The sequence below is a fragment of the Bacillus sp. FJAT-22090 genome, assembly GCF_007676755.1.
Classification (GTDB): domain Bacteria; phylum Bacillota; class Bacilli; order Bacillales_A; family Planococcaceae; genus Psychrobacillus.
Window position 1 is genome coordinate 40,638 of record NZ_VEBK01000016.1, and the last position, 26,226, is coordinate 66,863.

The window sequence follows — 26,226 nt, forward strand, 5'->3', positions numbered from 1 at the left end:
TTAAAGCTTAGTTTTCAATTTCATCTGTTAGGTTTATTAACTCGTCGATAAGAGTACCAATATAAGCTATTGTGTCCTGAAGTGGTTTTTCAGTTGTAATATCCACACCTGCCATTTTTGCTAGTTCCACAGGTGTCTTTGTACCGCCCGCTTTTAGTACATCTATCCATTCATCAACGGCAACTTGGCCATCGTTTAAAATACGTTTGGATACTTGAGTGGAAATAGTTAAGCCAGCACTATACGTATATGGATACAATCCCATATAATAATGGGGTTGTCGCATCCAGGTAAGTTCGGCACCTTCTGTTATTTCAACAGCATCACCCCAAAATTCTTCTAACACACTACGTTTATACTCATTTAAAATCTGTGCATTAACATTTAAACCTTGATCTACACGATCATACACCTTACGTTGATAAGCTGCCTCTAACAAATGTGTTACGAAATTGTGATAATATGTTCTCGCTACAATAGAAGAAATCACCCAACGTTTAAATTTAGGATCATCCGAGTTTTTTAATAAATGATTTGCAACAAGCATCTCATTCATTGTAGAAGGTGCTTCGATAAAGTATAAAGATGGACGTGCATTAAAAATGGTTTGTTCTTTATTTGCATGATAAAAATGACCGGCATGTCCAAGTTCATGAGCAAGCACAAATACTTCATTCATTCTAGCTGACCAAGATATTAAAATATATGGATGATTACCGTAAGGACTAGAACAAAAAGCACCAGTTGACTTACCAGCATTTTGTGCGAAGTCTATCCAACGTTCTTTATAAGCCCGATCGACCATTTGGATATATTCTTTTCCCATCACTGCTAAAGCATCATCAATATATTTTTTAGATTCTTCTATTGAAATTTTCGGTTCATAAGTTGGGTCAAGTGAAATTTTTAAATCAGCGAATGTCATTTTATCTAATCCATGCGCTTTTTGAAGTAATTTTGCATATTTTCTCATATGGGGAGCTAATTCTTTCATGATTAAATCAATTTGACGGTTATATAAGGAACGGTCTACTTCTTGATTGAATAATAGATAATCAAAAACAGAGTCATAACCGCGTATATCGGCTGTTGTTTTTTCCATTTGTATATGCATATCATATGTCTTTGCAGTCGTATGTTGGTATTCTTTTAGTTTTTTTGAAAATGCATTAAACGCAGCTCGTCGAATGGCTGGGTCTGTTTCTGCTTCCCAATCATTTTCAAAAGATACATAACTTAATGGATACGATTTTCCGTCCACTTCAAAATTATCAAATGAAATATCGAGCATTTTCGTCGTATCATATAATTTATAAGGAGCATTAAATGAAGCTGAATATGCAGCAAGTGTTTTTTCAACTTCGGGATGTAATTGGTGTTTTTTCTTTTTTAATAATGTCTCCAAATAATGCTGAAATGCAGGTGCAGTTTTAATTGCGTCGACTATTAATTTATCTGGTAATTCTACTAACTCGCTATTTAAAAAAGCTAGCTTGCTACTGATTTTTGCGGAAAGAGAACCAAATTTACTTGCTCTCATTTGCGCTTCACTATTTGTTTGATCTGTACTAAGAGAGAGACTAGCGTATGTTCCAGCGGGAACGATTTTTTCATAGAGTGACATATAATCTATTAAAGCCTCTACTATCTTTGAAGAAGTGGTAATGGTTCCTTTGAACTTTTCGCAAAATACTTGGACATCCTCCTCGATTTCAACCAACGTATTTGAAAAGTCATCTTCAGTTATAAATAAGTCTTTTAAATTCCATGTTTCTTCTAGTGACACTTGGTCACGATTAGGCAACTTTTGTACCATTTAAATCTCTCCTTTTTATTACGGATATCGAACTATTCTATAGTATACCTAATGAAAACTAAAAAGTAAAAACAATCATTAAATTCATTAATTTCCGTTTATTTACAGATATATTAGTAATAATGATAAAATAATCCATTTACTATTTATTAAATTAGAAAATAATGTAGGAGGGATGTTCGAGTGTTTTTAGCTTGGAAACGCTTTAAGTACAAGGCTTTTCTATAATTTATAAAATACTATACTAACAAAATATCTGAACTTTCCAAACAAAATGAAAAATATATATAGACTGAATATAAACTTTGTTTTACAATGAAATTGTTCACAACAACAACTTGATAGATTCTGAATAGTTTCTTGCCAGAAAAAGAGAAAGGCAAGTAGTATGACTTATAAATTCAGAATTGTCAAACAAAAATAGGGGGTTTAAATTTATGAAGAAATCGAAATTTGCTTCATTATTCCTTGCTTCTTCGCTTTTAGTGGGGATTCTTGCAGGATGTTCAGATGGGGAAGAAGGTAGTGGTTCGAAAGATGGAGGAACTATTAAAATAGGTGCCAATCTCGAACTTTCTGGAGCAACAGCATCATACGGTACTTCGGAAGCAGATGCAATTGACCTAGCTGTAGAAGAAATCAACGCTGCTGGTGGGATTGATGGCAAACAAATTGAACTTATCAAGGTAGACAATAAATCGGATGCTGCAGAAGCAACAAATGGTGCCATCAAATTAACGAGTCAAGACAAAGTAACAGCAATTATTGGAGCTGCAACTAGCGGTAACTCAGTAGCGCAAGTACAAATTGCGACAGACACAAAAACACCAATGATTTCACCTTCAGGTACAAGTACAACTGTTACTGTAGGAGATGATGGGAAGGTAAATCCATTTACATTCCGTACAGCATTTATTGATCCTTTCCAAGGGACAGTAGCTGCTAACTTTGCTGCTAACGAGTTAAAAGTAAAAACGGCAGCAGTATATGCAGACAATGCAAGTGACTATGCAAAAGGTCTTGCTGCTTCTTTTATTAAAGATTTTGAAGCAGCTGGAGGCAAAATCGTTGCACAAGAATCATACGTGGCAAAAGATACGGATTTCCGTTCAAATCTAACTCGTATTAAGTCTTCTAATCCTGAATTTATTTTTATTCCTGGGTATTATGAAGAAGTTGGACTTATTGTTAAGCAAGCACGTGAATTAGGAATCACGGTTCCATTAATGGGTGCTGATGGCTGGGATTCACCGACATTGGTTGACTTAGCGGGAGCGGATTCATTAAACAATTCATTCATTATTACTGCATTCTCATCTGAAGATCCAGATGGTAAAGCGAAGGATTTTTCTGAAAAATTTAAAGAAAAGTATGGAAAAGAACCTAACTCATTCAATGCACTTGGATACGATACGGTTTATCTGTTAAAAGATGCTATCGAGCGTGCAAAATCTACTGACGGTACAAAAATAAAAGAAGCGATTGAAGCTACTGATCAATTAGATTTAGTAACTGGATTATACTCTGTAGATGAAAATCATCATCCGATTAAATCAGCTGTAATTATTGAATACGTAGATGGAAAGCAAGTATTTAATACGAAAGTAAATCCTTAAGATTCGTATGTTTTATATGGAGGGATTGATATCCCTCCTTTTCTTATTTCTAAACAAGTGGAAATCTTAAGTTATAGGAGTGAAAATTTATGGAATGGATACAGCAATTGATTAACGGCATTTCACTCGGGAGTATATACGCATTAATTGCCCTCGGTTACACGATGGTATATGGAATTATCAAGCTGATCAACTTTGCACACGGTGACGTATTCATGGTAGGTTCGTTTATTGGATTTTATTCTATTACCGTATTTGGTTTAGGCTTTTTCCCTGCGCTAGTTTTATCAATGGCTGCCTGTGCATTGTTTGGTGTAATTATTGAGCGAATTGCGTATAAGCGCCTACGAAATGCAACAAGAATCGCTGCACTTATTACGGCGATAGGTGTATCGTTACTAATTGAATATGGCGTAATTTATATTAGGGGGGCTCAACCAGAAGCTTACCCAGATGTGTTTTCTAATCGTTCATTTGAATTTTTAGGTGCACAGATCAGCATTCAGTCCATTCTAATTCTGTCTGTTTCGGTCGTATTAATGATTTTATTGCAGTTTATTGTGCATAAAACAAAAACCGGAAAAGCGATGAGAGCTGTTTCTCATGATACAGAAGCAGCAAAGCTAATGGGGATAAATGTTGATAATACAATATCTGCAACTTTCGCAATTGGTTCAGCTTTAGCTGGAGCAGCTGGTGTTATATTCGGTGTTTATTATACAAAGATTGACCCGCTTATGGGTGTAATCCCAGGTGTGAAAGCATTTGTAGCGGCGGTCCTTGGAGGAATTGGAATTATTCCTGGTGCAATGGTTGGTGGTTTAGTGCTAGGAGTTGTAGAAACGATTGTTAGTGCATTAGGATTCTCTTTATGGAGAGATGCTGCAGCATTCATCATTTTAATCTTAATTCTAATCTTTAGACCATCAGGAATCTTTGGAAAAAATACACGAGAGAAAGTGTAGGTGATACATAATTATGAAAAAGTCAAAACAGTTTTGGCTGTTTATTGTTGCAGCGGTATTAGTATATGCAGTTGTTCAAGTTTTAATTGCAAATGGAACGCTAAATCAATTTTACTCTAATACGCTCATATTTATAGCCATCAACATAATTTTAGCAGTCAGCCTACATCTAGTAATTGGTATTACAGGGCAATTTTCTATTGGTCATGCTGGTTTCCTAGCTGTAGGAGCGTATATATCGGCAATTGTGACGATGAAGTTACATCTTCCTTTTTTCGTTGCTATTATTGTAGGGGGAGTTATTGCAGCGTTAGCGGGACTGGTTGTAGGTATTCCTAGTTTACGTTTAAAAGGGGATTACTTAGCAATTGCAACGCTTGGATTTGCAGAAATTATTCGTATTGTGTTTTTGAATATTGACTATGTAGGTGGAGCTGCAGGAATGCAGGTTTCTCATTTGACAACTTGGACATATGCATTTGTTTGTCTAGTTATCACGATTGTAGTTATAGTAAATTTCACTAATTCAAGACATGGTATAGCAGCGATCTCCGTTCGAGAAAATGAAATTGCATCAGATGCAATGGGTATAAATACGACGTACTATAAAGTAATTGCCTTTGCAATTGGATCCTTTTTTGCTGGTGTTGCAGGAGCGTTGTATTCGCATAATTTCTACATTATCCAACCGAGTCAATTCGGCTTTTTAAAGTCATTTGATATTCTGATATTCGTAGTTTTAGGTGGTTTGGGAAGCCTTTCGGGTGCGGTGCTTTCCGCTATTTTATTAACTGTAGTTTCTACTTATCTGCAAGGGTATCCTGAAACTCGCATGATTATTTATAGTCTTGTATTAATTTTAGTAATGCTATATCGTCCAAAGGGACTCATGGGTACGATGGAAATTACAGATTATTTCAAACTCTGGAGAACGCCAAAAGGAGGCGGTCAACATGGAAAATAAACCGTTGCTTGAAGTAAAAAATGCCGGAATACAGTTTGGTGGATTAAAAGCAGTACAAAATCTCAATATGAAATTGAATCATGGGGAGCTTGTCGGATTAATTGGACCAAATGGAGCGGGTAAGACTACAAGCTTTAACCTATTAACAGCGGTTTACGTCCCTACAGAAGGAGATATTCTATTTAATGGAGAGAGAATAAACGGTTTGCAACCTTTTAAAGTAACGAGAAAAGGAATCAGCAGAACCTTCCAGAACATTCGGCTGTTCAATGAATTATCCGTTTTAGATAATGTGAAAGTTGCCTATCATTCGTTGGCAAAACATTCGATTGTTAGCTCTATTTTACGTTTACCTTCTCACTTTAAAGGTGAACAGGAAATGCATGAAAAGTCGATAGACTTTCTAAAAATATTTAAGTTAGATAAATATAAGGATGAGTTAGCAAAAAATTTACCTTATGGACAACAACGAAGATTGGAAATTGCACGCGCGTTGGCAGCTGGACCTAAACTTCTGTTATTGGATGAACCAGCAGCAGGTATGAACCCGCAAGAAACAAAAGACTTAATGGACTTGATTGCTTTTATACGAAAAGAATTCGATTTAACCATTCTACTAATCGAACATGATATGAATTTAGTAATGGGTGTTTGTGAAAGAATTTACGTTTTGGATCATGGACAACTTCTTGCAGAAGGATCACCAGAAGAGATTCGTAACCATCCTAAGGTTATTGAGGCTTATTTAGGGGAGGAAGTTCACGATGTCAATGCTTAAAGTAGAAAATATAGATGTATATTATGGAAATATTCAAGCACTTCGAGATGTTTCGATTAATGTAAATGAAGGAGAAATCGTAACCCTAATTGGAGCAAATGGAGCGGGTAAAAGTACATTGTTGAAAACTTTGTCGGGCTTGTTGAAACCGAAAAAAGGGAAAATAGAATTCCTAGACAAATCTATCTCTGGCAAACAAGCACAGTCGATAGTAAAAGCCGGTATTTCCCATGTGCCGGAAGGACGTAGAGTATTTGCAAACCTTACTGTTGAAGAAAACTTAGAGTTAGGTGCATTTCTCCGCAAGGACAAGGCTGGGATTCATAGTGATATGCAAAAGGTGTATGAGATTTTTCCTAGACTTTTAGAGCGTAAAAAACAACATTCGGGTACACTTTCAGGTGGAGAACAGCAAATGTTAGCAATGGGTCGTGCAATTATGGCAAAACCTAAACTTGTATTATTGGATGAACCATCGATGGGTTTAGCTCCTTTAATGGTTAAAACTATATTCCAAGTAATTGAAGATATTAACCGCGATGGAACAACGGTTTTACTTGTTGAACAAAATGCGAATATGGCACTTTCGGTAGCTAGTCGCGGATATGTTATAGAGACAGGTAGAGTTGTATTATCGGGTTCTGCTCATGAGTTACAAACAAGTGAAGAGGTTAGACAAGCGTATTTAGGTGGTCATTAATAAGAAAAGCTCCCGTTAAGTTAATAGGACTTAATGGAAGCTTTTTTTAGTATTTCCCCAAAATAGAGTAGTGAACTGAAAATGATATTGTATCTACAAAATTTAAACCCCATATGTGAAAGTATATTATTAAGTTCAAAAATGATATACTAGAAACATATGCTTTTTTTTTGGAGGAAAAATGAAGAAAACACTTAGATTTTGGATATTAACACTCATTACATTTTCGATGATCGCTATATTAACGTGTTCATTGTTTTCTAGTTATATTGTAACAAAAAAAAGTTTAATAGAAAAATCGTTAGAACAAAATGAAGTATACTCATTAAAACTGTCGAAAATGACGGAAGAAGTTTTTAAGGCATTACAAGCAAATTTAGAGGCAAGAAAATTAGATGTAGTAGAACATATAGGAAACCCAATAGAACTAACAAAAATTTTAGATCAATTATTAGTTAGTGGGAAAAACTTTAACTCTCTTTCTATTATTGGAGATGATGGAGTAGCGATTGCTACGTCACCAAATGTAGGAATTATAGGAAACAAAATTGATTCGCCTGGAGTAAGAGAAGGACTTAGTAAAAAAGAAAATTTTATTAGTAAACCTTATAAAGCGATAACAGGTCGACTTATTATCCTTATATCCACTCCTTTATTTGATGAGTCGAATACATACCTAGGAATGCTAAATGGAACAATTTATTTGGAGGAAGATAACTTCATTCAAAATATTTTAGCGGAACATTTCAGTGAAGATGGATCTTATGTTTTTGTAGTAGACAAGGAAGGTACTTTAATTTACCATCCAGATGAACATAGAATAGGCGAGAATGTTAGTGAAAATAAAGTAGTTAAAAGCTTAATAAAACAAAAAAGTGGTTTTCAGGAAGTTTTTAATACGAAAAGAGAGCATTTTTTAGCTGGATACTCATACATCTCAGCAAGTGAATGGGGTGTCGTTTCACAAACCCCATATAAAAGCAGTTTAGCACCATTAAATGGGATAATGTTAAAAATGTTTTTCTACACTTTACCATTTGTTTTACTATTTTTCGGCTTAGCATTTCTTTTATCGGAAAAGTTGGCTTCTCCTTTGAAAAATTTGGCGTTATTTACATTGCATTCGTCATGTGATGACAATAAAAGGGAAAAACCGATAATCTCTACTTGGTATTTTGAAGCGAAACAACTCACCGAAACAATTGATAACTATCGCAAAAAATCAGAAGAGACAGTTGCAGACTTCAAACACCAATCTTTAACAGATCCTTTAACAAGTTTAAGAAATAGAAGATACTCAGAATTTATATTTTCGGATTTGTTGGAACACCGAAAGTCTTTTTCAATGATCATGTTGGATATCGACCACTTTAAAACTGTAAACGATGAATTCGGCCATAATGCAGGAGATCAAGTATTAAAATTTTTAGCTGATAAAATGCTAGCAATCGCAAAAGAAACGGGAATATGTATAAGACTTGGTGGAGAAGAATTCATCATCATTCTCCCAAATTATCCTTTACAAGATGCATATTTGCTTGCCGAAAAGTTAAGAAATGAAGTAGAAAAGAACATTCCACCTACTAATAGGAAAATAACTATTTCTACTGGAGTGGGTGAATATAAAACCGGGAAAGAGAGTATAAGTGATTTTATGCACAGAGTGGATAAGGCCTTATATAAAGCTAAAGCAGAAGGGCGAAATAAAACTCTAATCTCCAATTAATAAAAAAGAAGTTTTTCCGCGGTAGTGGCGAGAAAAACTTCTTTTTTATTTTTGTTTTTTTATTAAGTACAAAATACCTTCGACAATCAGACCAATTACTAAACCGAATGAAGTGAAAATAAATAAAGATAGAATCCCAACTAAATCGCCCCATCCATCGTTACCTATTATAAAAGAGCGAAACAATTCAATGAAACCAATTACAAGCCCAACAGTAAATATGTAAAAAGCTTTGTGCAATTTATACATTAAAAGTGCACCCGCAATGACACCAACAGCCACTGAAAATGCCGCAAAGGCGACGAAGTTCATAATGACTAAATCTTGACCAAGCACATATTTTACGCCTAAAATTAGTAAGAACATCGAAATAACTATCATAATACCAGCAATTTTATTGTAATTTTTAAGCAAAATAGTTCCCTTCTTTCTCCTCTCTATCATACTGGAAATCAATAGTTTTTCCAATATGCTAACAAAATATGAAAGGAATGATTGTCATGGCAGAACATCATTTTCATTTAAAAGCAAACTGGCCCGGCAACCGAAACGGTGTTGGAGAGATTTATGCCGAAAATTTGCAAACAAATATTTCGATACCAAAAGAGATGGACGGTCCAGGAATCGGTACAAACCCAGATGAAATGTTGCTAGGAGCAGCCGCAACCTGTTATATTATCACTCTTGCAGCGATGCTTGAACGTAGTAAGATCGAAAAACAATCTTTAAGTATGGATTCTACCGCAATAGTAGACGTAACACAGGGTGTTTTTACATATCAAAAAATAATACATCGACCAATCATTGTTATTAAAAGTGAAAAGGATTTAGCGACAACTAGAAAATTAGCGGAAAAAGCCGAACGGTCATGTATGATAAGCAGAGCAATTCAAGGAAATGTGGAAATTCAGTTGGAAGCATCGGTAATTGTTGGAATGAAAGAAAGCGATTAAGGGTTAGGGAAATTACTGCAATTAGAATATGTTCTTTAAAATGCCCCCTTATTCTGATAAGAAAAAAGGGGGTATATGTGTTCCTATCATTATATGACATAATTGAATACACAGATGAAATGGCTTATCGTACCTAAAAGGATGAAGATATGAAAAATTTCGTGAAAACCTAACTTTTTGATGAATGAAATATTTGGCTTCATCCCATAAATTATTCCACCAATAGTATAAAATAAGCCTCCTAAAATGAGAAAGAAAAGCCCTTCAGTGCCTAGTGCTTCCGCAAGCGGAGAAGCTAAGAAGACAATAATCCATCCCATTCCTATATATAAGACCGTAGAAATCCAACGGGGACAATTAAACCATATCATTTTAAATAGTATTCCACTTAGCGCCATAAAGGAAATGATGCTAAATAGTGTATAGCCAGTTGTTCCTTTTAATGCTATTAAACAGAAGGGAGCATAGGTACCTGCTATAAGTAAATAAATCATCGAATGATCCAAACGTCTAAACATGTGAATTACGTGGTCTCTCGCTATAATTGTATGATATGTTGCAGAAGAAGCATAAAGCAAAATTATGCTTGCTCCAAACACTACAAGGGCAGTAATAACTAAACCAGATGCTCCCACAGTAATAACTTTAACAATCATTGCAATTAATGCAAATATCCCCAGTATTGCACCTAAAAAATGAGATAAAGCATTAAAAGGTTCTCGAATATAATTCTCCAAATAAATACCTCCACAACATCAAGTAGTTTTAATAACTACTTAATATGATATACTCATTATAACAGGTAGTCAATATTTACCGAAAGACTATTTTACGATACGATATATGTAAGATAGCAGGAGGAATTCAAAATGAAAAAATCAGTAGACCTTATAAATAGACTAGGGCTTGAATCTATGATTCATAAAGAAGAAATACCAGATATTGATTTATATATGGACCAAGTCATTCAGTTATTCGATTCAAAGTTTAGTCAAACACTACGAAGTACCGATGAAAAAGTTCTGACGAAGACAATGATTAATAACTATGCAAAAGGCAAATTATTTATCCCTATTAAAAATAAAAAATATTCAAAGCAGCATATTATGTTAATTAACTTGATTTACCAATTAAAAGGTGCCCTTTCGATTAATGATATTAAGTCAACACTAGATCCGATAAATGAAAAAATAGGAAGCAATAACTTTCAACTAGAAGAATTCTATTCTTATTCTGTTGCCTTGCAGCAAGAAAATGCACAAACCTTTTTAGAAGAAATGAAAACACATGAAAATGAAATAGAACAATTTGAAGTAGATGAAGAATTAAAGCAACTATTATTCATTATTTCACTTGCGAATATGAGTAATGCATATCGAAGAGCTGCAGAATTATTAGTCGATGATTTAACATCTGGAAAGGAACAAAAAAAATGAAAAGACTTTGGACAGATGGTCGTATTTTTACTATGAATGCTGAAGGACATGAAGCAAATGCTGTATTAGTCGAAAATGGAAAAGTGATCCAAACTGGTGCGAAAGAGCATTTAGTCCCACTCGCCGATGAAATTATTTCTTTGCATGGTGCTGCTATGTATCCAGGTTTTGTGGATAGCCATATACATTTAATAGGGCACGGGGAAAAACTATCTTACTTAGATTTATCCCCTTTTACTTCCATCAAAACAATTGTGGAAAAGGTAGCAGCGCGTGTAAACAAAGATGAGTGGTATGTCGCAGAAGGGTGGAATGACAATAAATTCGAAGAACATCGACCTATTACAAGTCAAGATTTAGATGTAATAGAAGATACTCCTGTAGTGTTAAAAAGAATTTGTAGACATGTTCTTGTAGCAAATACGAAAGCAATAGAAATAGCAGGAATTACGAGAGACACTCCAAATCCAGTAGGGGGTATTATCGGAAAAGATGAATACGGCAATTTAAACGGCCTATTTTATGATGAAGCACAGCAATTAATCACATCAAGTATTCCAGTAGTTACTACTGATTATTTAAAGAAAGTCATTGAAGCAAGTGTTACCGATTTGCAATCGAAAGGACTAACGGGGGTACATTCAGAGGATATGGCGTATTATGGTCCTTACACAGTACCTCTTGAAGCGTATCGTGCAACGATAAAAAAAAATTTCCGAGTGCATTTACTTAGACATCATGAAGTATTTGAGCAAATGCAAAAAGAAGAAGGTTCTGAGTATGTAGAATTCGGGGCTATGAAAATATTTATTGATGGATCTTTAGGGGGGTACACCGCTTTACTATCAGATGACTATTCAGATTCTCCAGGAACAAGAGGGGTCGCCGTCCATACAATCGAAAAGTTAGAAACACTTGTTAAGGTTGCAAGAAAATATAATGAAAATATTGCTGTACATGTAATTGGTGATAAAGCTGTTGAACTTATCTTATGTTTAATCGAGCAGTATCCAGCCCCAGTAGGAAAAAAAGATAGACTGATACATGTGAATGTATTAAGAGAAGATTTAATTGAAAGAATGGCAAAGTTACCAGTGGTTCTCGACATACAACCACTATTCGTCCCATCCGATTTTCCATGGGTGATTGATCGATTAGGAAATAAACGTTTAAAATGGGCATATGCTTGGAAATCCCTTTTAGATAAAGGATTTGATTGTTCAGGGGGGTCAGACTCACCAATTGAATTGGCAGATCCATTACTTGGTATGGCAGCAGCAACGAGAAATGAGTATTTACCAGAACAAGAAATTAGCGATTTTGAAGCAATCTCGTTATTTACCACGGGAAGTGCAAAAGCGATTGGAAAAGAACATATACGAGGTAAAATAATGGCTGGGTATGATGCAGATTTTACAATTGTCGACCAAGTATTAAGCAAGAATACATTTGGCACAGCAAAAGTAATGCAGACAATAGTGAATGGAGAAGTCGTTTACCAAAGAAAAAAATGAAACTATTTGTCTTATTTTATCGTAAACTAAGAAAAGGATTGAAAGGAGGAATTTTCTTGGAACATACAGGTTTAAAAGTTTTACTACACGCAAGTACTTGGTTCGCACCATTTTTAGTGCCTTTTATTTTATTTCTAGTTGTGGATGACGAGGAGATAAAAAAACTATCAATTCAAGCAGTGTTATTTCAGTTAGTCATGACAGTTTTAATAACCGTATCTGCATTTTTAATAATTTTTCTAATCGGTATTCCGATGATCATTATTTTTGGTATAATGGCATTTGTTGTACCAATTATCGGAATTATTAAAGCCGTTACTGGAGGCACATTTAATTATCCTATAGTTGGATCTTGGATAAAATAAATCTCTGTATATAAAAGGGGAATAAAGATGGCTACTAGAGTTGGAATTGATGCAGGTGGAACGTTAACGAAAATAGCTTATTGGGATGAAAATAAAGAAATGTCATTTCTTAGTTTTCTTTCAACCGATTTTCAAGCAGTAAAGGATTGGATTGATTCGAATTTTTCGTTAGCTTCCATCTGCCTCACTGGTGGTCGGGCAGAACAACTAAAGAAATACTTGCCCTCGAAAAATGAAATCCCTTACATTGTGGAATTTGATGCTACAATGAATGGTGTGATACACCAATTGAAAAGTGAGACTGTACAAAGTAATTCTGCTATTATAGCAAATATTGGGACAGGTACCTCTATACATATTATGCATGAAAATACACATAGCCGATTAGGTGGGACTGGTATTGGTGGTGGAACGCTTCTTGGTTTAGGTTCAGCTTTAACAGGAATTTTTAATTACAAAGATATCATTGAGCTATCGAGAGAAGGAAATCGAGCTTCTATAGATATACTCGTGAGTGACATTTATCAAAACAACAAGCTACCTCTTAAAGGATCACTAACCGCTAGCAATTTTGGAGGGGTTGCTTTAAAAACAAAAGAGGCAAGAAATAATGCCGATGTGTTAGCAGGCGTGCAAGGGATTATCGGGGAAGTAGTTGCTACGCTGTGTATTCAAGCAGCTGACGCTCATCATATAGAAGATATTATTTATATTGGGTCAACTTTAGAAGAAAATGAACTACTAAAAGAAATCATCGAATCATACACCATCTTAAAACAGAAAAAACCAATTTTCTTAGAAAAACATGGTTACAGTGGAGCAATTGGTGCATTATTGGAAAACAATTAAAAAAGAATTATGTATAACGGTTGCATTATTGGGGAGCGCGTGTTATATTAAAAGAGGATTATTTTTGTTCGGTTAGTTAGTAGGTGGCAACACTTTTACTTAACAGTGTTGAGCAAGGATAGTAACAAAATGTGTGCGTAAAATTGCACACGAGGAGGAAACACACATGGAACAAGGTAAAGTAAAATGGTTTAACTCAGAAAAAGGATTCGGATTCATCGAACGCGAAGGCGGAGACGACGTATTCGTACACTTCTCAGCTATCCAAAGCGAAGGTTTCAAATCTCTTGACGAAGGTCAAGAAGTAACTTTTGAAATCGAGCAAGGCCAACGCGGTCTTCAAGCTACTAACGTAGTTAAAGCTTAATTTTAAACCTAAAACTTTAACAGGCTCTCATTAGAGAGCCTGTTTTTTTGTTCTTTTGAAGACTAAAAAGCAGGAAGTGAAAGTGGCTCTCCATAACTCCACTTCAGCTCATCGTCACGGTGTCGCATATAAGCTGCCTCACGCTTCGCTACAGATTGTATTTTAACCTCTTTACCTGTCCAGACAGCGACAGGCACTTGCACTTTCGTTCTGTTATAATAAAAACAAGAATATTTTACTTTATAGGAGCAGTGGAAATGAAAAAGTGGAAAAGAGAAATAACGTTGAACGTTCCAATCGAATTTGCTTGGCCATACTTTTATGGAGATATCGAAAAAAAGAAGCGGATATTTCCGAAAGTAGTGGAGGAAAAATTCATTCAACAAACTGAGCAAATAATTGGCTCTGTCATCCGTCAAACCTATCAACTTGGTTCAATAACGGAAGAATATGAAATTACATTAAAAAAATATATAAATGAATCAGATTATAAAACGATACAGGAAAGTTTTCTTTTGAATAATCGTTTTCGTATGACAATTGATTATGAGTTAATGAAGGAAAATGACGAAACGACAAAATTTATATACACTTCTATAAATAAACCTAAAAATCCATTGCTTAGCATTTTTCAATTGTTTGGAAAAGACGAAGTGGTAGTGAACTTTATGAAACGTACAAAAGAAACAATTGAGGCCGATTATTCTAGCGAGCTAGAAGTATAAAGTGCTAACTAAAAAACAACTGCCGCTTATTTTTTGGGCAGTTGTTTTAATACGGCTTCTCTAGCTAGTGCATGGGCAGCTTTGTTTTGGTCATCGGGAATCCACTTAATGAAAAATAAGTCAAATGTATCACTTATGTCTAAAATGTTTTTTAGGATAGCGGCGAATTCTGCATTTTTGGCATATCGCTTTTCGACAGCAGCATATACAATTTGAGAATCTGTCCGTACGGAAACAATAGTAGGAGATAATTTTTGTACCTCTTCTAAACCTCTTTGAAGAGCAATAAACTCAGTTGTATGGTTAGAATAGGTTCCGATAAACTCACTGAATTTGAACTGCTGTCCTTCCCCTTTTATAAAGATCCCAATTCCACTAGGTCCTGGGTTGCCTGTAGTAGAACCATCAATATAAACCTCTAACATATTAATCTCCTTTTAAATTAAATAAATATTTTGTCTGAACTTTATTAAGCATACTTGCAAACAAAAGAAACATAATAGTACAATTACGAAATAGCGAGGAGAATAATGAATGAAAAATATGCAAATTATAAATGAAATTGACCATATTATACAAACATATTGCGATGGATGTTTTGTGCGGACACAACTTCGAAAGGAAAAAGGAAGAACTGGCGCGCATCACTTTTGTATCCATGAATGTACTGTTGGAGAAGAGATAAAGAGAAAAGGGAAAAAACTTCAGTAAAAAAACCCACGACCATTTGTCGCGGGAAGAACCGTTTCTAACTATTTTTAACAACGTTTGCAGCCTGAGGTCCTCGGTTTCCTTCAACAATTTCGAACGTAACGTTCTGTCCCTCTTCCAATGCTCGAAATCCATCTCCTTGAATACCAGTAAAATGAACGAATACATCTTCTCCATCATTATACTCAATAAACCCATAACCTTTTTCATTATTAAACCATTTTACTTTCCCCTGTTGCATAAACGTTCCTCCCTTAATCCACTAAAAATTCAGTCAATGGATAAATAGACTATACAGTAAATGACAACTTTCGTCAATATTTTGTCGAATCCCTGATCTTCAAATAATAGTACCTAATGTTATATGAAAGCCTCTATCCGATTGAAGTATAGCCACAAATACAGGTATACAATCTTTAAGAATTAATAAAGACTGCACATTAGCAGTCTTTTTTGGTTTTATTCGTTATAATGGTTAAAGAAGATGGCTTAAGGAGAATAAATGATGAATTCAATACAACATTGCGAGCAATTAGTGAGAGAAATATATAAGCATTTTGATGCAAGTCATGATTTTCAACATATTGAAAGGGTGCGGAAAAATGCATTTGATATAGCTGCTTGTGAGCCAACAGCTGATGTAGAGATTATCGAGTTAGCGGTGCTTCTTCATGATGTAAGTGATCCGAAATATTCTGTAGATGAAGATAAACTGGAAGAGGATCGGATTATAAATCTCCTCAACTTACCTTATGAAAAAATAAAACAAATTAAAACACTTATTAAATCCATTTCCTTTAACGGGGGAAATGAAATGCAGGCCGACACAATTGAAGCTAAAATCGTACGAGACGCCGATCGATTAGATGCGATAGGTGCAGTTGGAATTGCGCGCACGTTTGCTTATGGAGGAGCAAAAGGTCGGAAGCTATATGACGTGAATGAAAGTCCAAGGGACAAGATGACTTCCGAAGAATATCGTTCCAAGGAAACGGCCTCCGTTACACATTTTTATGAAAAATTATTAAAATTGGCAGACGGAATGCTCACACAAAAAGGAAAAGAACTTGCCCAAGAAAGACATGCTTTTATGGAATTATTCTTGCGAAACTTAAGAAAAGAAACAGGGGAACAAATATGAGCCATTTAATTATTTCAAACTTAACAAAAACGGTCGGAGAGAAAACGCTGTTTGAAAATATAGCATTTACGATAAACAATCAAAATAGAGCGGGATTAATAGGAATTAATGGTACTGGTAAATCTACATTCCTCTCCATTATTGCAGGACAATTAGAAGCCGATTCTATTGATCGAGATCATCCGAATAAGTACAGAATTGCTTATTTAGAGCAACAGCCTAAATTTGAAAAAGATGGGACAGTATTACAAACAGTCTTTAGTGGGGATTCTCCTATTTTAAAAATCAACAGAGAGTATGAAGAAGCGTTACTTGCTTTAATGGAAGACTCCAATTCTACAGCACGTCAAAATAAACTGCTTGATTTACAGCAACAAATGGATGATTTGCAAGCTTGGGATGTCAATGCCCTTGCGAAAACAGCATTAACGAAATTAGGAATTACGCAATACGAAGATTCAATTCTTCATCTATCAGGTGGTCAACAAAAAAGGGTGGCACTTGCAAAAGTTTTGATAGAACCAGCAGATTTACTTCTCTTAGATGAGCCAACCAACCATTTGGACAAAGAATCGACAGATTGGTTGCAAGATATGCTTCAACGCATTGAAGGTTCTATAATATTTGTTACCCATGATCGCTATTTTTTAGATGCTGTTGCTACACATATATATGAATTAGCAGATAAAACGCTTTACACACATTCAGGAAATTACGGGGACTATTTAGAGTCGAAAGCTCTTCGAGAAGAAATGAATGCTGCTTCTCAACAAAAACTACAAAATTTGTACCGAAACGAATTGAAGTGGATTCGTAGAGGAGCAAAAGCAAGATCGACAAAACAAAAGGCGAGAAAAGATCGATTTGAAGAAATTGATTCTAAAATTGACCGTAATAACAGTACACAAAATTTAGACTTAGAATTGGCAACGACTCGTCTAGGTAAACAAGTACTAGAAGGAATAAATATATCAAAAAGATTTGGCGCAAAGAAGATCGTTGAAGATTTCTCTTTCTTATTACAAGCGGGAGATCGTATTGGGATTGTAGGTCCAAATGGAGTAGGGAAGAGTACATTACTTAAAATGCTTGCGGGTGAAATTCCGATGGACTCCGGAGAAATGATTGTAGGTTCCACCGTTAAGCTAATGCACTTTTCACAGCAATTACCTAAGTTGGACGAGCAGACTAGAATGATTGAATACGTACGAGAATCTTCCAACTTAATCGAGACAGGTTCAGGTGAAAAATTTTCTGCAGCACAAATGTTAGAACGATTTTTATTTCCTTTAAACACACATGGTACACAGATAGGTAAGCTTTCTGGCGGCGAGAAAAAACGACTAGTTCTGTTAAAAATGTTAATGGAACAGCCGAATGTTCTATTTATGGACGAGCCGACAAATGACTTAGATATTCAAACATTATCTGTTTTAGAAGACTTTATGGAATCTTTTCCTGGGGTTATAGTAACGATTTCCCATGACCGTTTTTTCTTGGATCGAATTGCGAAGAAGCTATGGATATTAAATGGCGATGCTTCAGTTAATGAGTGGTTGGGGGTTTATTCTGATTACTTGGATAGTAGTGTGAAAGTTGCTCCAATCGAAAGTGTGAAAGTAGAAAAAGAAGTGCTACCAATAAAAGCGAAAAAAGAGAAAAAGAAAATGTCTTACAAAGAACAGCGTGAATGGGAAACCATTGATGGAGACATTGAAAGAACTGAACAGCTGATTACAGAGTTAGAAGAAAAGATTTTAACTGCTGGATCAGATTTTACTCTATTACAGGAACTAACAGAGAAACTGGAACAAGCAAACAACAACTATGAACAACTAATTGAAAGATGGTCCTATTTAGAAGAAATTGCTTCTTCCTAATATTATTTACTGGAGGTATGAAAAATGAAAATATTAACAATCGAACCAACACCGAGTCCAAATACAATGAAAGTAATTATAGATCAGGAGCTTCCATTTGGTAAAAGTCATAATTATAAAAAAGACAATATTGAAGGCGCACCAAAAGAAATTCAAGAACTTTTTACGATAGAAGGTGTAAAAGGGGTATATCATGTAGCTGATTTCTTGGCAATTGAACGTATTGCTAAATTTAATTGGGAATCGATTTTAGCGTCGGTGGAAAATGTATTTGGAGCTGACAATAAAGAAAAGGCCAGTGAGCAACCATTAGACCATTACGGAGAAGTATATGTGCATGTACAGCAGTACAAAGGTATCCCACTTCAAGTAAAAGTGTTTGATAGCGAATCAGAATCAAGATTTGGTTTATCTGATCGTTTTACAAAAGCATTAGACGAAGCAATGGCAGGGGATCAAGAAAATTATATCATGCTTCGTAAATGGGTAGATTACGGAGTTCGTTACGGCGACCAGAAAGAGATCGGCGAACAATTAGTAAACGAATTGGAAGCGTCATTTCCACAAAGTAAGCTTCAACAGCTAATTGAGGAAAAGGATAATAACACAGAAGAGAAAACGGCTGTTCGTGTTCCTTTTTCTTTAGACCAATTTGAAGTAAGTGAATGGGAAGAAAGATTCCAATTGCTGAATAATTTGATTAACCCTGAACTAGAGGATTTACCAATTTTAGCAAAAGCCGTAGAAGATGAACAAGTATCTATACGTAGACTTGCGACAGTATATCTTGGCTTAATGGAAGATGAAGCGGTTATTCCTTATTTAGAATTAGCACTAAAGGATAAAAGCAGTGCAGTAAGAAGAACAGCCGGAGATGCAATGAGTGATTTAGGATTTGAACAGTTTGCAGATGCAATGAAAGTTGCATTGTTTGATAAAAACAAACTAGTAAGATGGAGAGCTGCTATGTACTTCTATGAAGTAGGCGATGGAGAAGCACTTCCCGCATTAAAAGAAGCAATGGATGATAAAGAATATGAAGTAAAATTACAAATCCGTATGGCAATTGCTCGAATTGAAGGGGGAGAAGAAGCAAAAGGGTCAGTATGGAAACAAATGAGTGAAGCTAGAAAATGAAGCAATTGATACAGCACCATCCTTCCTTTTAGTGTACGTATTTCCAGCTTTGGCTAAAATGTTAGATTGAGTCGAGCCTGTACGTGCTATAGTATAAATTCAAACCCCTTCAATCTTGATTGGAGGGGTTTTATATGGAAAGAAATAGTGGTGTGGCTTAGTCCTTATTTTTTAATTGTAGATTGCCTCTATTCATTATTATGGTTGCATTAAAAGCTTCGTATAAAGCATAAGGGAGATAACAGAAAGCCATAAAAACAAAAATTGTGGGTACCTTATCTACAATGGGAAAGAAGCCGACTAAAAAATTCTTAACTGTAATGCCTAAAAAAAGCATTAGTGGAATTACGAAAACTGCTATAACAAACAATAATGGAGTCATTTTAGTTTCTCTTAGTTTTGCTTTACAGTGTGGGCACTTCATACTAAAAGGGGTAGAAAAATTTTCGAAATGTTCAATAGTAATTGGTTCTTGGCAACTGGGACAAGGAATTGAGGTTTTCATGAATGAATCTCCTTAAAAAATTTATAATATTATTTAAAGTATAATTGGATTTTCTATTAAATGTAATGGGAAATTAAGAGAAAGCTTTTTGCAAACATAAGATATGGTTAGGGTTAATAACTCATCATTGGAAAAAATCCAAGAGGAAGAATAGAATATCCTTATAAAAAAGCGACAACTACTTCATTGAATAAGACATCAATTGTTATTATTAAAGGACATATGAACATGGTTTGAAAAAAGAATAAATAACCGTTGTTGCTGTTCAACATATATTAAAAAACCATTCAACTTAAAAGTGAATGGTTTTTTTATAGGCTTTTATGATTTGAAAGCGAAATGCCTCTGTAACGTTTTTTGTAATTATAATAAAACAATTTGTCCAAGGAGTTCCTATCAAGATCGATTGATTAAAACGTTGTATACAAATTATAAGTAAATTGACCTATTTAGTCCTGTTTAAATAACGGGTAATGAGTAAAGACTAAGAAAGTTATGTATGTTATGAGAAAAGAGGGAGTTGTATGAGTAAAAAACAAATTGAAGAAAAAAATAAAATAAAAAAAGAGATCCATATAACCTATTATTTTTCCGTTTTGTTTACCATTATAGGAACCCTGGCCATACTCTATTTATTGAGCCATAAAGTTGAAAAAATTAGCCTTTTTACAGTGATGCTTTCTATCTCTGCTGGTGGCCTACCTATTGGGTTCATTGGAGCACTTATCGATTACAAAATCTCTGAATATAAGGTAAAATATAATAAAACGGTAAACTAGATAGGTTGGGGGTGAACATGAGTTGAGATTTTTAAAAGTGCTAGTTAGTTTCATTGTAATAATCGGTTTAGTAGGAATAGCTCTTTACTATTTTGGCCCGAAAATAGTCGCAGATCAAGTAATGGAGAAAGTTGTAGTGGAGCTTGAAGACAGCGGTCAACTGGAAAGTATTAAACAAGAGATTAAGAACGATCCGCAATTGCAAGCGTTTATTGAAGAAGGAAAAAATGTAGACAGCAGTACATTGCCATTTCAAACAAAAGAAGAAGCGACAAGAGTGTTGTTAAAAAAATTCAAAATAAGCGATTTGCAAGAATTTCAAACAAAAGCTAAAAACGGTATGACAGCAGAAGAACAACAAAAAATTTTTAACCAAATTGAAAGTACCTTAACTGAGGAAGAGATGTTAGCATTAAAGGTACTCGCTTATAAAGAATTGACAAAGTGATTTGGAGTAGAAGTTGCTCTAAAACACTTTTTTGTTTCAATCATTTGAGGATGTCATAAAAAGACAGGTCTAAAACCTGTCTTCGAGTAAATTCTAAGACCATCAGCTTAACTATCAACAATAGCCACCACCACCGTAGCCACCTGAGTTAAAGCCACACGCCGCTATAATTATTAAAAGAATGAATAAAACAACGATTAAAGCAAATCCTGATCCATATCCAAATCCACCTACTGCTTCGCCCATATTGTACACCTCCTCTATATGGAATAATTCATCTTATGTCCCTAATTTACTTTGCTCTGATTCATTTGCTTAGTTTTTCGAAAATATTCTAAAAATAAATACTTTCTTACTGCGTCTTAAATCATCCAATGAGAATCACTAAAAAACTGAAGGTACAGTCGAGGAGGTTTGACGTACCATTCAGTTATTAAATAGCTTATTCAAATTCTTAAGAAGTGATGGGGCGTATACCTTGGGGTAACTAATTAAGTTAACATCCCCCTCAAACTGTAGGATCAATTAATTACTATTTCCAGGTCTGTTTCAGAAAGAAAAAGACAAAGAGGGAAACAAAAGGGTAAGGTGATTGAATTTTAACAAGGGTACTGTCACTGTTCTTGAAGAGATGGAATTTGATGATTTTTATCTTGCCTACTTGGTAGCTCCGATAAGACTTGGAATAGGTATAATTCAGAAGAAGTGAAGGATAGTAATTCGATCCTAACAAAAAAATACTTCTAAATCCTACGATTAGATTATTTTGGTACCGCATAAACCGACTAATTATTTTCTAAGATATGAGATAAAGTACCTTATCCATTTGATAACTTTTTCATAATTTAAAGATATCATTAATTAAAGGAGGGGTATAGGATGTCTGGATATAATGAAGGTGGTACGAATGGATCAAGCTTCGTGCTGATTGTAGTGTTATTTATCCTACTTATTATTGTTGGAGCATCTTTTATTTATTAAAGATAGTAAAAAAATGAATAAAATGAGAAAATCTCGATTTTTTAGAACAGCACTTTTTGATCGAAATGCAATGGAATAAAAATTAAAAAAGTAATTACAACAATACAGTACCCTTTGCATATTCTTTTTTAAGATGTCGACCTACTCTTTATTGAGTTGGTCGCTTTTTTATTTATTAGAAAATGCCAGAAAAATATTCCATTGTGCTTAGCTAGAAGCGAACACCTCCCATAGAAAATGTGTTTGTATGGTTTGCAGTAGTAAAATCGTAAAAGGTTTGTTATACGATAGCTCGGTATTAAGCCTGCATTTTTAGAATATATTTATTATGTCAAAACTTGAGTGAATGAGGGATAATATCTTAAAAAGTAAAATTGAAGAACTGGCAATAGAAGAAACTGTTAAGGCCTTCCTTGTATGTGGAGCTACGAGTCCATCGGATATTTTGGAAACAGCCAATAAAGTAACAAACGAAATAATAAATAGATACTCATTAGACACGTTGGAATCTGAAAAAGTAATTAAAGAACTAATAGTACTGCATTTAAAAGGTTTAGAAAAATTCCAATACTTTACCAAAGACTATCGTGAATCCAATATATGGCAAGAAAAAATTTTAAGGAGAACGTCTATAAGGACTTTACATTAAGATGTAACAAAAAAATCCATTTACCACTCGCTAGGAAATCGAAAAAATAGAAAAATAAACAGTGCTATTTTTGGAAAATAAGGTTACGAGTATAAATCGCGTATGAAAAGGTAATTTTATAAAAGTGAGATCCCTTCGCAGAATCTCATGAATTGCAGCCCCACTGTTGAAGAAGTGGGGCTTTTTTTATTTGTCTGTTTATTTATATTATAAAGTTTGCACTAATTTCGTTTATTGATTAACACAGCGAATTGGTTAAGTTAAAAATAGTAATTTTACATTGTATTTATCATGTTAAGTAATGTAACATATAATTGGTTTAAAATTATAAAGTATAAAATGGAGAAGATATCATGATAGATAATATTGCATTTAGAGATGCGAGAACTGAAGATCTCCCATTAATAATAGATATTTATAATTCAGCTATTCCAAGTAGAATGGCAACTGCTGATACTGAATTTATATCTATAAGCGATAGATTAGAATGGTTCAAAGAACATACCCCTGACAAAAGACCTCTGTGGATTATAGAGTATGAAGGTAACGTTAGTGGTTGGGTAAGCTTCCAGTCCTTCTATGGAAGACCGGCCTACAATGGAACTGCCGAAGTAAGTATTTATTTTGACCAAAGTATCAGAGGGAAAGGACTTGGGAAAAGGACTTTAAACAAAGTTATAGAAGAATGTCCTAAGCTAGAAATTGATACTTTACTTGGTTTCATCTTTGAACACAATGAGCCTAGTATAAGATTATTTACAAGTGTTGGTTTTGAGAAGTGGGCTCATTTGCCGGAAGTTGCTAAATTAGATGGAATCAAAAGAAATCTGGTTATTATGGGAAAAAAGATTTCTATCTTTTAACAATTTAAAATTTTTTCTGACAGTTGTTGTTGGGAATTATTTTATTTTTTGACCTAACTAAAACCATCCTATTGCGTATTAGTATAGATTTTGTAATATAGCTAAAAAGAAACGAATAAAGTGAAAATAGATGATTTAATATGGTATTCAAAGTAGAATAGATAGTAGGAATCCCGCAATACAAAGGGGATATGAATATAATTGAAAGCAGGCGATAGTGTGAATGCATACGACGAATATATGAAAGAAGTAGTAAAACCAATGAGAAGTGAGTTAACGAATGCAGGGTTTAAAGAATTAATAACTACTGAGGACGTACAAAACCATATGGCTAATGCGCAAGGAGTTTCTTTAATCGTAGTAAATTCTGTATGTGGATGTGCTGCGGGACTAGCAAGACCGGCAGTGATAGGTGCTGTAGAAGAGTTGGAAGTAAAACCAGATAACTTAGTTACTGTTTTTGCAGGCCAGGATCAAGAAGCAACTGCTACAATGAGAGGTTATTTTGAAGAAGTGCCACCAAGTTCACCATCTATCGCTATTTGGAAAGATGACCAATTGGCTTATTTCATTCCACGTGAGCAAATAGAAAGCAATTCTATGGAGACGATTAAAGGTCATCTATCTGGAGTTCTTGCTCAAATTGTTACTTCATGAAAACAATAGTAACAACTGCTGGTAGAACGAATGATATTTTTGTTCAGAAAGCAAAGACTATTGCGTCTGAATTGTCTTTGGCATACGTTAAACGTCAAAAAAAGTCAGTGCAAAAGATGCATAAAGAGCTACAGGCTAATTTATTGGTCGTAGGTAAGGAGAGATTAGAACTGTATATTTTCGGTTCTACTACTCCTTTTTTCTTCCATCCAAATTCTGCCGCATTTCGGATGAAGCGAATACTAAACGGTGATAAAGATGTACTTTTAGAAGCATTGGATTTGCAATCAGGAGATCGTTTTTTAGATTTAACAGCAGGGTTATGTTCGGATAGTATACTTGCAGCGTATGCGGTAGGAGAAAATGGAGTAGTTGATGCGTGTGAAAAGGATACAATGGTTGCCTATATAGTAAGGCATGGGCTGGAGACGTATGAAACAGAAAGTATAGGGTTACGAAAAAGTATGCAACAAATACATATAATCCATCAAGATGCAATAGACTATTTAAAACAACAGGATTCTGATTCCTATGATGTTGTTTATATGGATCCAATGTTTGAAGAAGTTATTGAAGAATCTTCTAATTTCGAAGCTTTAAGACAAGCTGGGGTACATGAAACAGTATCAGATGAATGGATTACAGAAGCGAAGCGTGTAGCAAAAAAGCGAGTGGTGCTTAAAGCTCATTTTCGTTCCCCCTTATTTGAGAAATATGATTTTGAACGGTTAACGAGATTAACATCAAAATTCCATTACGGTGTTATCGAAATATAAAAAAAAGCTGTCGCAGCGGACAGCTCTTTTTAGTTTGTGAAGTTTAATGATGTTAAATAAGCTAATAAAAACAAAAATCCGATACCAATGACTAAATTTGCATCCATATTGATTTTCCTCCTTAGTTGAAAAAAGCTACTGAAAGTTTACACTGTTTATTGTACAATGAATACAAAGAAGATGAAACCTTTTGTTACGGAAAACGTATATGATAGTAGTGGCTTTACTAATTTGGTCAAAATTGAAGGTGATAATGATGAAAAAGTGGTTTCAAAAGTCAATTATAATTACGGTCGCTTTATTAACGTTTGGCCTTATCTCTCCCAACCATTTAATTTGGGAGCAATTACTCGATACAAAAAATCCGACGAAGTCTATAGCTTCAGATGCCAATACTGTTGAGTTTGAACAGGTTTCTTTCCTAGATTCACTGGAGACTCCTGATGTAAGTGAAGATATTACAAACGCAGCACGAGAGCAAGCATACATAAAATTTGGTAATCGAATTGGGCCAGTCATTCGACATGAATTTGATGATGTTATATTTCCCCGGATTCAAGAGGCAATAGATACAACAATCGCGAAAGCAGATAAAGAGAGAATAGCGAATCTATCGATTACCGAACATCCATCAGGTGAGTATCATGAGAAAATTTTTCATATTTATAATGAAGATACGAGAAAAGACTTGATTCGATTTCATGTAAGAACAGATAAAAAACCGCAAGAGGGATATTATTTTAATTTTCACTATCATCTAGCAGAAGACCAATACACCAAACATTATGCATTAGGCGAAATTTTTTGGTCCAAAAATACACCGCCTAAATGGTTATCTTAAACACTCGTGTAAATCACGAGTGTTCAGACTGTAGACAAACTCGAAATTTCGAGTTTGCCTACAGTCTTTTTTGTTTTAAAATAA

General features: G+C 34.6%; 31 protein-coding genes. 24 read left to right on the top strand and 7 right to left on the bottom strand.

Translation table 11 applies throughout. The features are described from left to right. Positions 1-7: 7 nt before the first annotated feature. Complete coding sequence (gene pepF, locus FS486_RS17020) at positions 8-1,816, bottom strand: oligoendopeptidase F (RefSeq protein ID WP_144513158.1); 1,809 nt, start codon at positions 1,814-1,816, stop codon at positions 8-10. 437 nt (positions 1,817-2,253) lie between these two features. Between pepF and FS486_RS17025 the strand changes: the two genes are divergently transcribed. The 6 genes from FS486_RS17025 to FS486_RS17050 all read left to right on the top strand — a co-directional run bounded on the left by FS486_RS17025 (position 2,254) and on the right by FS486_RS17050 (position 8,565). Then, positions 2,254-3,432, top strand: coding sequence for an ABC transporter substrate-binding protein (locus FS486_RS17025; RefSeq protein ID WP_144513160.1), 1,179 nt, complete (start codon positions 2,254-2,256; stop codon positions 3,430-3,432). Between the two features lie 89 nt (positions 3,433-3,521). Then, complete coding sequence (locus FS486_RS17030; RefSeq protein WP_144513162.1) at positions 3,522-4,397, top strand: branched-chain amino acid ABC transporter permease; 876 nt, start codon at positions 3,522-3,524, stop codon at positions 4,395-4,397. Positions 4,398-4,410: 13 nt separating this feature from the next. After that, positions 4,411-5,361: a branched-chain amino acid ABC transporter permease gene (locus FS486_RS17035; RefSeq protein ID WP_144513164.1), complete on the top strand. Its 951-nt coding sequence runs from the start codon at positions 4,411-4,413 to the stop codon at positions 5,359-5,361. Beyond that, entirely contained in the window at positions 5,351-6,139 is a 789-nt protein-coding gene (locus FS486_RS17040) for an ABC transporter ATP-binding protein (protein WP_144513166.1), read from the top strand. Before FS486_RS17035 ends, FS486_RS17040 begins: the two co-directional genes overlap by 11 nt. Beyond that, positions 6,132-6,839, top strand: coding sequence for an ABC transporter ATP-binding protein (locus tag FS486_RS17045; protein WP_144513213.1), 708 nt, complete (start codon positions 6,132-6,134; stop codon positions 6,837-6,839). The genes FS486_RS17040 and FS486_RS17045 overlap by 8 nt, the downstream gene beginning before the upstream one ends. 181 nt (positions 6,840-7,020) lie before the next feature. Next, positions 7,021-8,565, top strand: coding sequence for a sensor domain-containing diguanylate cyclase (locus FS486_RS17050; RefSeq protein WP_144513168.1), 1,545 nt, complete (start codon positions 7,021-7,023; stop codon positions 8,563-8,565). Between the two features lie 45 nt (positions 8,566-8,610). On the opposite strand, the gene FS486_RS17055 is transcribed toward FS486_RS17050, so the two are convergent. After that, on the bottom strand, positions 8,611-8,979 hold the full coding sequence (locus FS486_RS17055; RefSeq protein ID WP_144513170.1) for a hypothetical protein: 369 nt from the start codon (positions 8,977-8,979) through the stop codon (positions 8,611-8,613). 86 nt (positions 8,980-9,065) lie between these two features. Here FS486_RS17055 and FS486_RS17060 point away from each other — a divergent pair, with 86 nt between their 5' ends. Further along, complete coding sequence (locus FS486_RS17060) at positions 9,066-9,518, top strand: OsmC family protein (RefSeq protein WP_144513172.1); 453 nt, start codon at positions 9,066-9,068, stop codon at positions 9,516-9,518. An 89-nt stretch (positions 9,519-9,607) separates the two neighbouring features. Here the strand turns inward: FS486_RS17060 and trhA are convergent, their stop codons facing one another. Then, positions 9,608-10,255, bottom strand: a complete 648-nt coding sequence (trhA, locus tag FS486_RS17065; protein ID WP_144513174.1) for a PAQR family membrane homeostasis protein TrhA — start codon at positions 10,253-10,255, stop codon at positions 9,608-9,610. Between the two features lie 132 nt (positions 10,256-10,387). Here trhA and FS486_RS17070 point away from each other — a divergent pair, with 132 nt between their 5' ends. From FS486_RS17070 to FS486_RS17095, 6 genes are all read left to right on the top strand, one after another. Next, on the top strand, positions 10,388-10,954 hold the full coding sequence (locus FS486_RS17070) for a DUF1836 domain-containing protein (RefSeq protein ID WP_144513175.1): 567 nt from the start codon (positions 10,388-10,390) through the stop codon (positions 10,952-10,954). Next, a complete protein-coding gene (locus tag FS486_RS17075) occupies positions 10,951-12,468 on the top strand; it encodes an amidohydrolase (RefSeq protein WP_144513177.1) in 1,518 nt (505 codons plus the stop codon). The genes FS486_RS17070 and FS486_RS17075 overlap by 4 nt, the downstream gene beginning before the upstream one ends. A 56-nt stretch (positions 12,469-12,524) precedes the next feature. Next, on the top strand, positions 12,525-12,833 hold the full coding sequence (locus FS486_RS17080) for a DUF4870 domain-containing protein (RefSeq protein WP_144513179.1): 309 nt from the start codon (positions 12,525-12,527) through the stop codon (positions 12,831-12,833). A gap of 27 nt (positions 12,834-12,860) precedes the next feature. Continuing rightward, positions 12,861-13,682, top strand: coding sequence for a type II pantothenate kinase (gene coaW / locus FS486_RS17085; RefSeq protein ID WP_144513181.1), 822 nt, complete (start codon positions 12,861-12,863; stop codon positions 13,680-13,682). Positions 13,683-13,848: 166 nt separating this feature from the next. Next, positions 13,849-14,049, top strand: coding sequence for a cold-shock protein (locus tag FS486_RS17090; protein WP_053589685.1), 201 nt, complete (start codon positions 13,849-13,851; stop codon positions 14,047-14,049). A 257-nt stretch (positions 14,050-14,306) separates the two neighbouring features. Beyond that, positions 14,307-14,774, top strand: coding sequence for an SRPBCC family protein (locus FS486_RS17095; RefSeq protein WP_144513183.1), 468 nt, complete (start codon positions 14,307-14,309; stop codon positions 14,772-14,774). Positions 14,775-14,800: 26 nt separating this feature from the next. Here the strand turns inward: FS486_RS17095 and FS486_RS17100 are convergent, their stop codons facing one another. Further along, positions 14,801-15,199, bottom strand: coding sequence for a reverse transcriptase-like protein (locus FS486_RS17100; protein ID WP_144513185.1), 399 nt, complete (start codon positions 15,197-15,199; stop codon positions 14,801-14,803). Positions 15,200-15,308: 109 nt separating this feature from the next. Here FS486_RS17100 and FS486_RS17105 point away from each other — a divergent pair, with 109 nt between their 5' ends. Further along, on the top strand, positions 15,309-15,485 hold the full coding sequence (locus FS486_RS17105) for a zinc-finger domain-containing protein (RefSeq protein ID WP_144513187.1): 177 nt from the start codon (positions 15,309-15,311) through the stop codon (positions 15,483-15,485). Between the two features lie 37 nt (positions 15,486-15,522). Here the strand turns inward: FS486_RS17105 and FS486_RS17110 are convergent, their stop codons facing one another. After that, positions 15,523-15,726 (bottom strand): cold-shock protein, encoded by a 204-nt coding sequence (locus FS486_RS17110; protein ID WP_144513189.1) that lies wholly within the window; start codon positions 15,724-15,726, stop codon positions 15,523-15,525. 264 nt (positions 15,727-15,990) lie between these two features. Here FS486_RS17110 and FS486_RS17115 point away from each other — a divergent pair, with 264 nt between their 5' ends. The 3 genes from FS486_RS17115 to FS486_RS17125 are packed head-to-tail and all read left to right on the top strand — an operon-like array spanning position 15,991 to position 19,643. Then, entirely contained in the window at positions 15,991-16,626 is a 636-nt protein-coding gene (locus tag FS486_RS17115; protein ID WP_144513215.1) for an HD domain-containing protein, read from the top strand. After that, positions 16,623-18,506, top strand: coding sequence for an ABC-F family ATP-binding cassette domain-containing protein (locus tag FS486_RS17120; RefSeq protein ID WP_144513191.1), 1,884 nt, complete (start codon positions 16,623-16,625; stop codon positions 18,504-18,506). Before FS486_RS17115 ends, FS486_RS17120 begins: the two co-directional genes overlap by 4 nt. A gap of 24 nt (positions 18,507-18,530) precedes the next feature. After that, positions 18,531-19,643: a conserved virulence factor C family protein gene (locus FS486_RS17125; protein ID WP_144513193.1), complete on the top strand. Its 1,113-nt coding sequence runs from the start codon at positions 18,531-18,533 to the stop codon at positions 19,641-19,643. Between the two features lie 157 nt (positions 19,644-19,800). Here the strand turns inward: FS486_RS17125 and FS486_RS17130 are convergent, their stop codons facing one another. Beyond that, positions 19,801-20,148 carry a hypothetical protein gene (locus tag FS486_RS17130; RefSeq protein ID WP_144513195.1) on the bottom strand — a complete coding sequence of 116 codons (348 nt, stop codon included), beginning with the start codon at positions 20,146-20,148 and terminating at the stop codon, positions 19,801-19,803. 524 nt (positions 20,149-20,672) lie between these two features. Here FS486_RS17130 and FS486_RS17135 point away from each other — a divergent pair. Beyond that, entirely contained in the window at positions 20,673-20,927 is a 255-nt protein-coding gene (locus FS486_RS17135) for a hypothetical protein (RefSeq protein WP_144513197.1), read from the top strand. A 22-nt stretch (positions 20,928-20,949) separates the two neighbouring features. Next, positions 20,950-21,375, top strand: coding sequence for a hypothetical protein (locus FS486_RS17140; RefSeq protein WP_144513199.1), 426 nt, complete (start codon positions 20,950-20,952; stop codon positions 21,373-21,375). A gap of 114 nt (positions 21,376-21,489) precedes the next feature. Here FS486_RS17140 and FS486_RS17145 read toward each other — a convergent pair whose 3' ends face one another. Beyond that, entirely contained in the window at positions 21,490-21,621 is a 132-nt protein-coding gene (locus tag FS486_RS17145) for a YjcZ family sporulation protein (protein ID WP_144513201.1), read from the bottom strand. A 633-nt stretch (positions 21,622-22,254) separates the two neighbouring features. On the opposite strand from FS486_RS17145, the gene FS486_RS17150 reads away from it, so the two are divergent. From FS486_RS17150 to FS486_RS17170, 5 genes are all read left to right on the top strand, one after another. Next, entirely contained in the window at positions 22,255-22,356 is a 102-nt protein-coding gene (locus FS486_RS17150; protein ID WP_144513203.1) for a YjcZ family sporulation protein, read from the top strand. Positions 22,357-23,358: 1,002 nt separating this feature from the next. Beyond that, positions 23,359-23,868 (top strand): GNAT family N-acetyltransferase, encoded by a 510-nt coding sequence (locus FS486_RS17155; protein ID WP_144513205.1) that lies wholly within the window; start codon positions 23,359-23,361, stop codon positions 23,866-23,868. Between the two features lie 219 nt (positions 23,869-24,087). After that, the gene (locus FS486_RS17160) at positions 24,088-24,525 is read left to right on the top strand and encodes a BrxA/BrxB family bacilliredoxin (protein ID WP_144513217.1); all 438 of its coding nucleotides are present in this window, start codon (positions 24,088-24,090) and stop codon (positions 24,523-24,525) included. After that, complete coding sequence (locus FS486_RS17165) at positions 24,522-25,301, top strand: class I SAM-dependent methyltransferase (protein ID WP_144513207.1); 780 nt, start codon at positions 24,522-24,524, stop codon at positions 25,299-25,301. The genes FS486_RS17160 and FS486_RS17165 overlap by 4 nt, the downstream gene beginning before the upstream one ends. A gap of 256 nt (positions 25,302-25,557) precedes the next feature. Continuing rightward, a complete protein-coding gene (locus tag FS486_RS17170; protein WP_144513219.1) occupies positions 25,558-26,142 on the top strand; it encodes a YpjP family protein in 585 nt (194 codons plus the stop codon). Positions 26,143-26,226 lie beyond the last annotated feature (84 nt).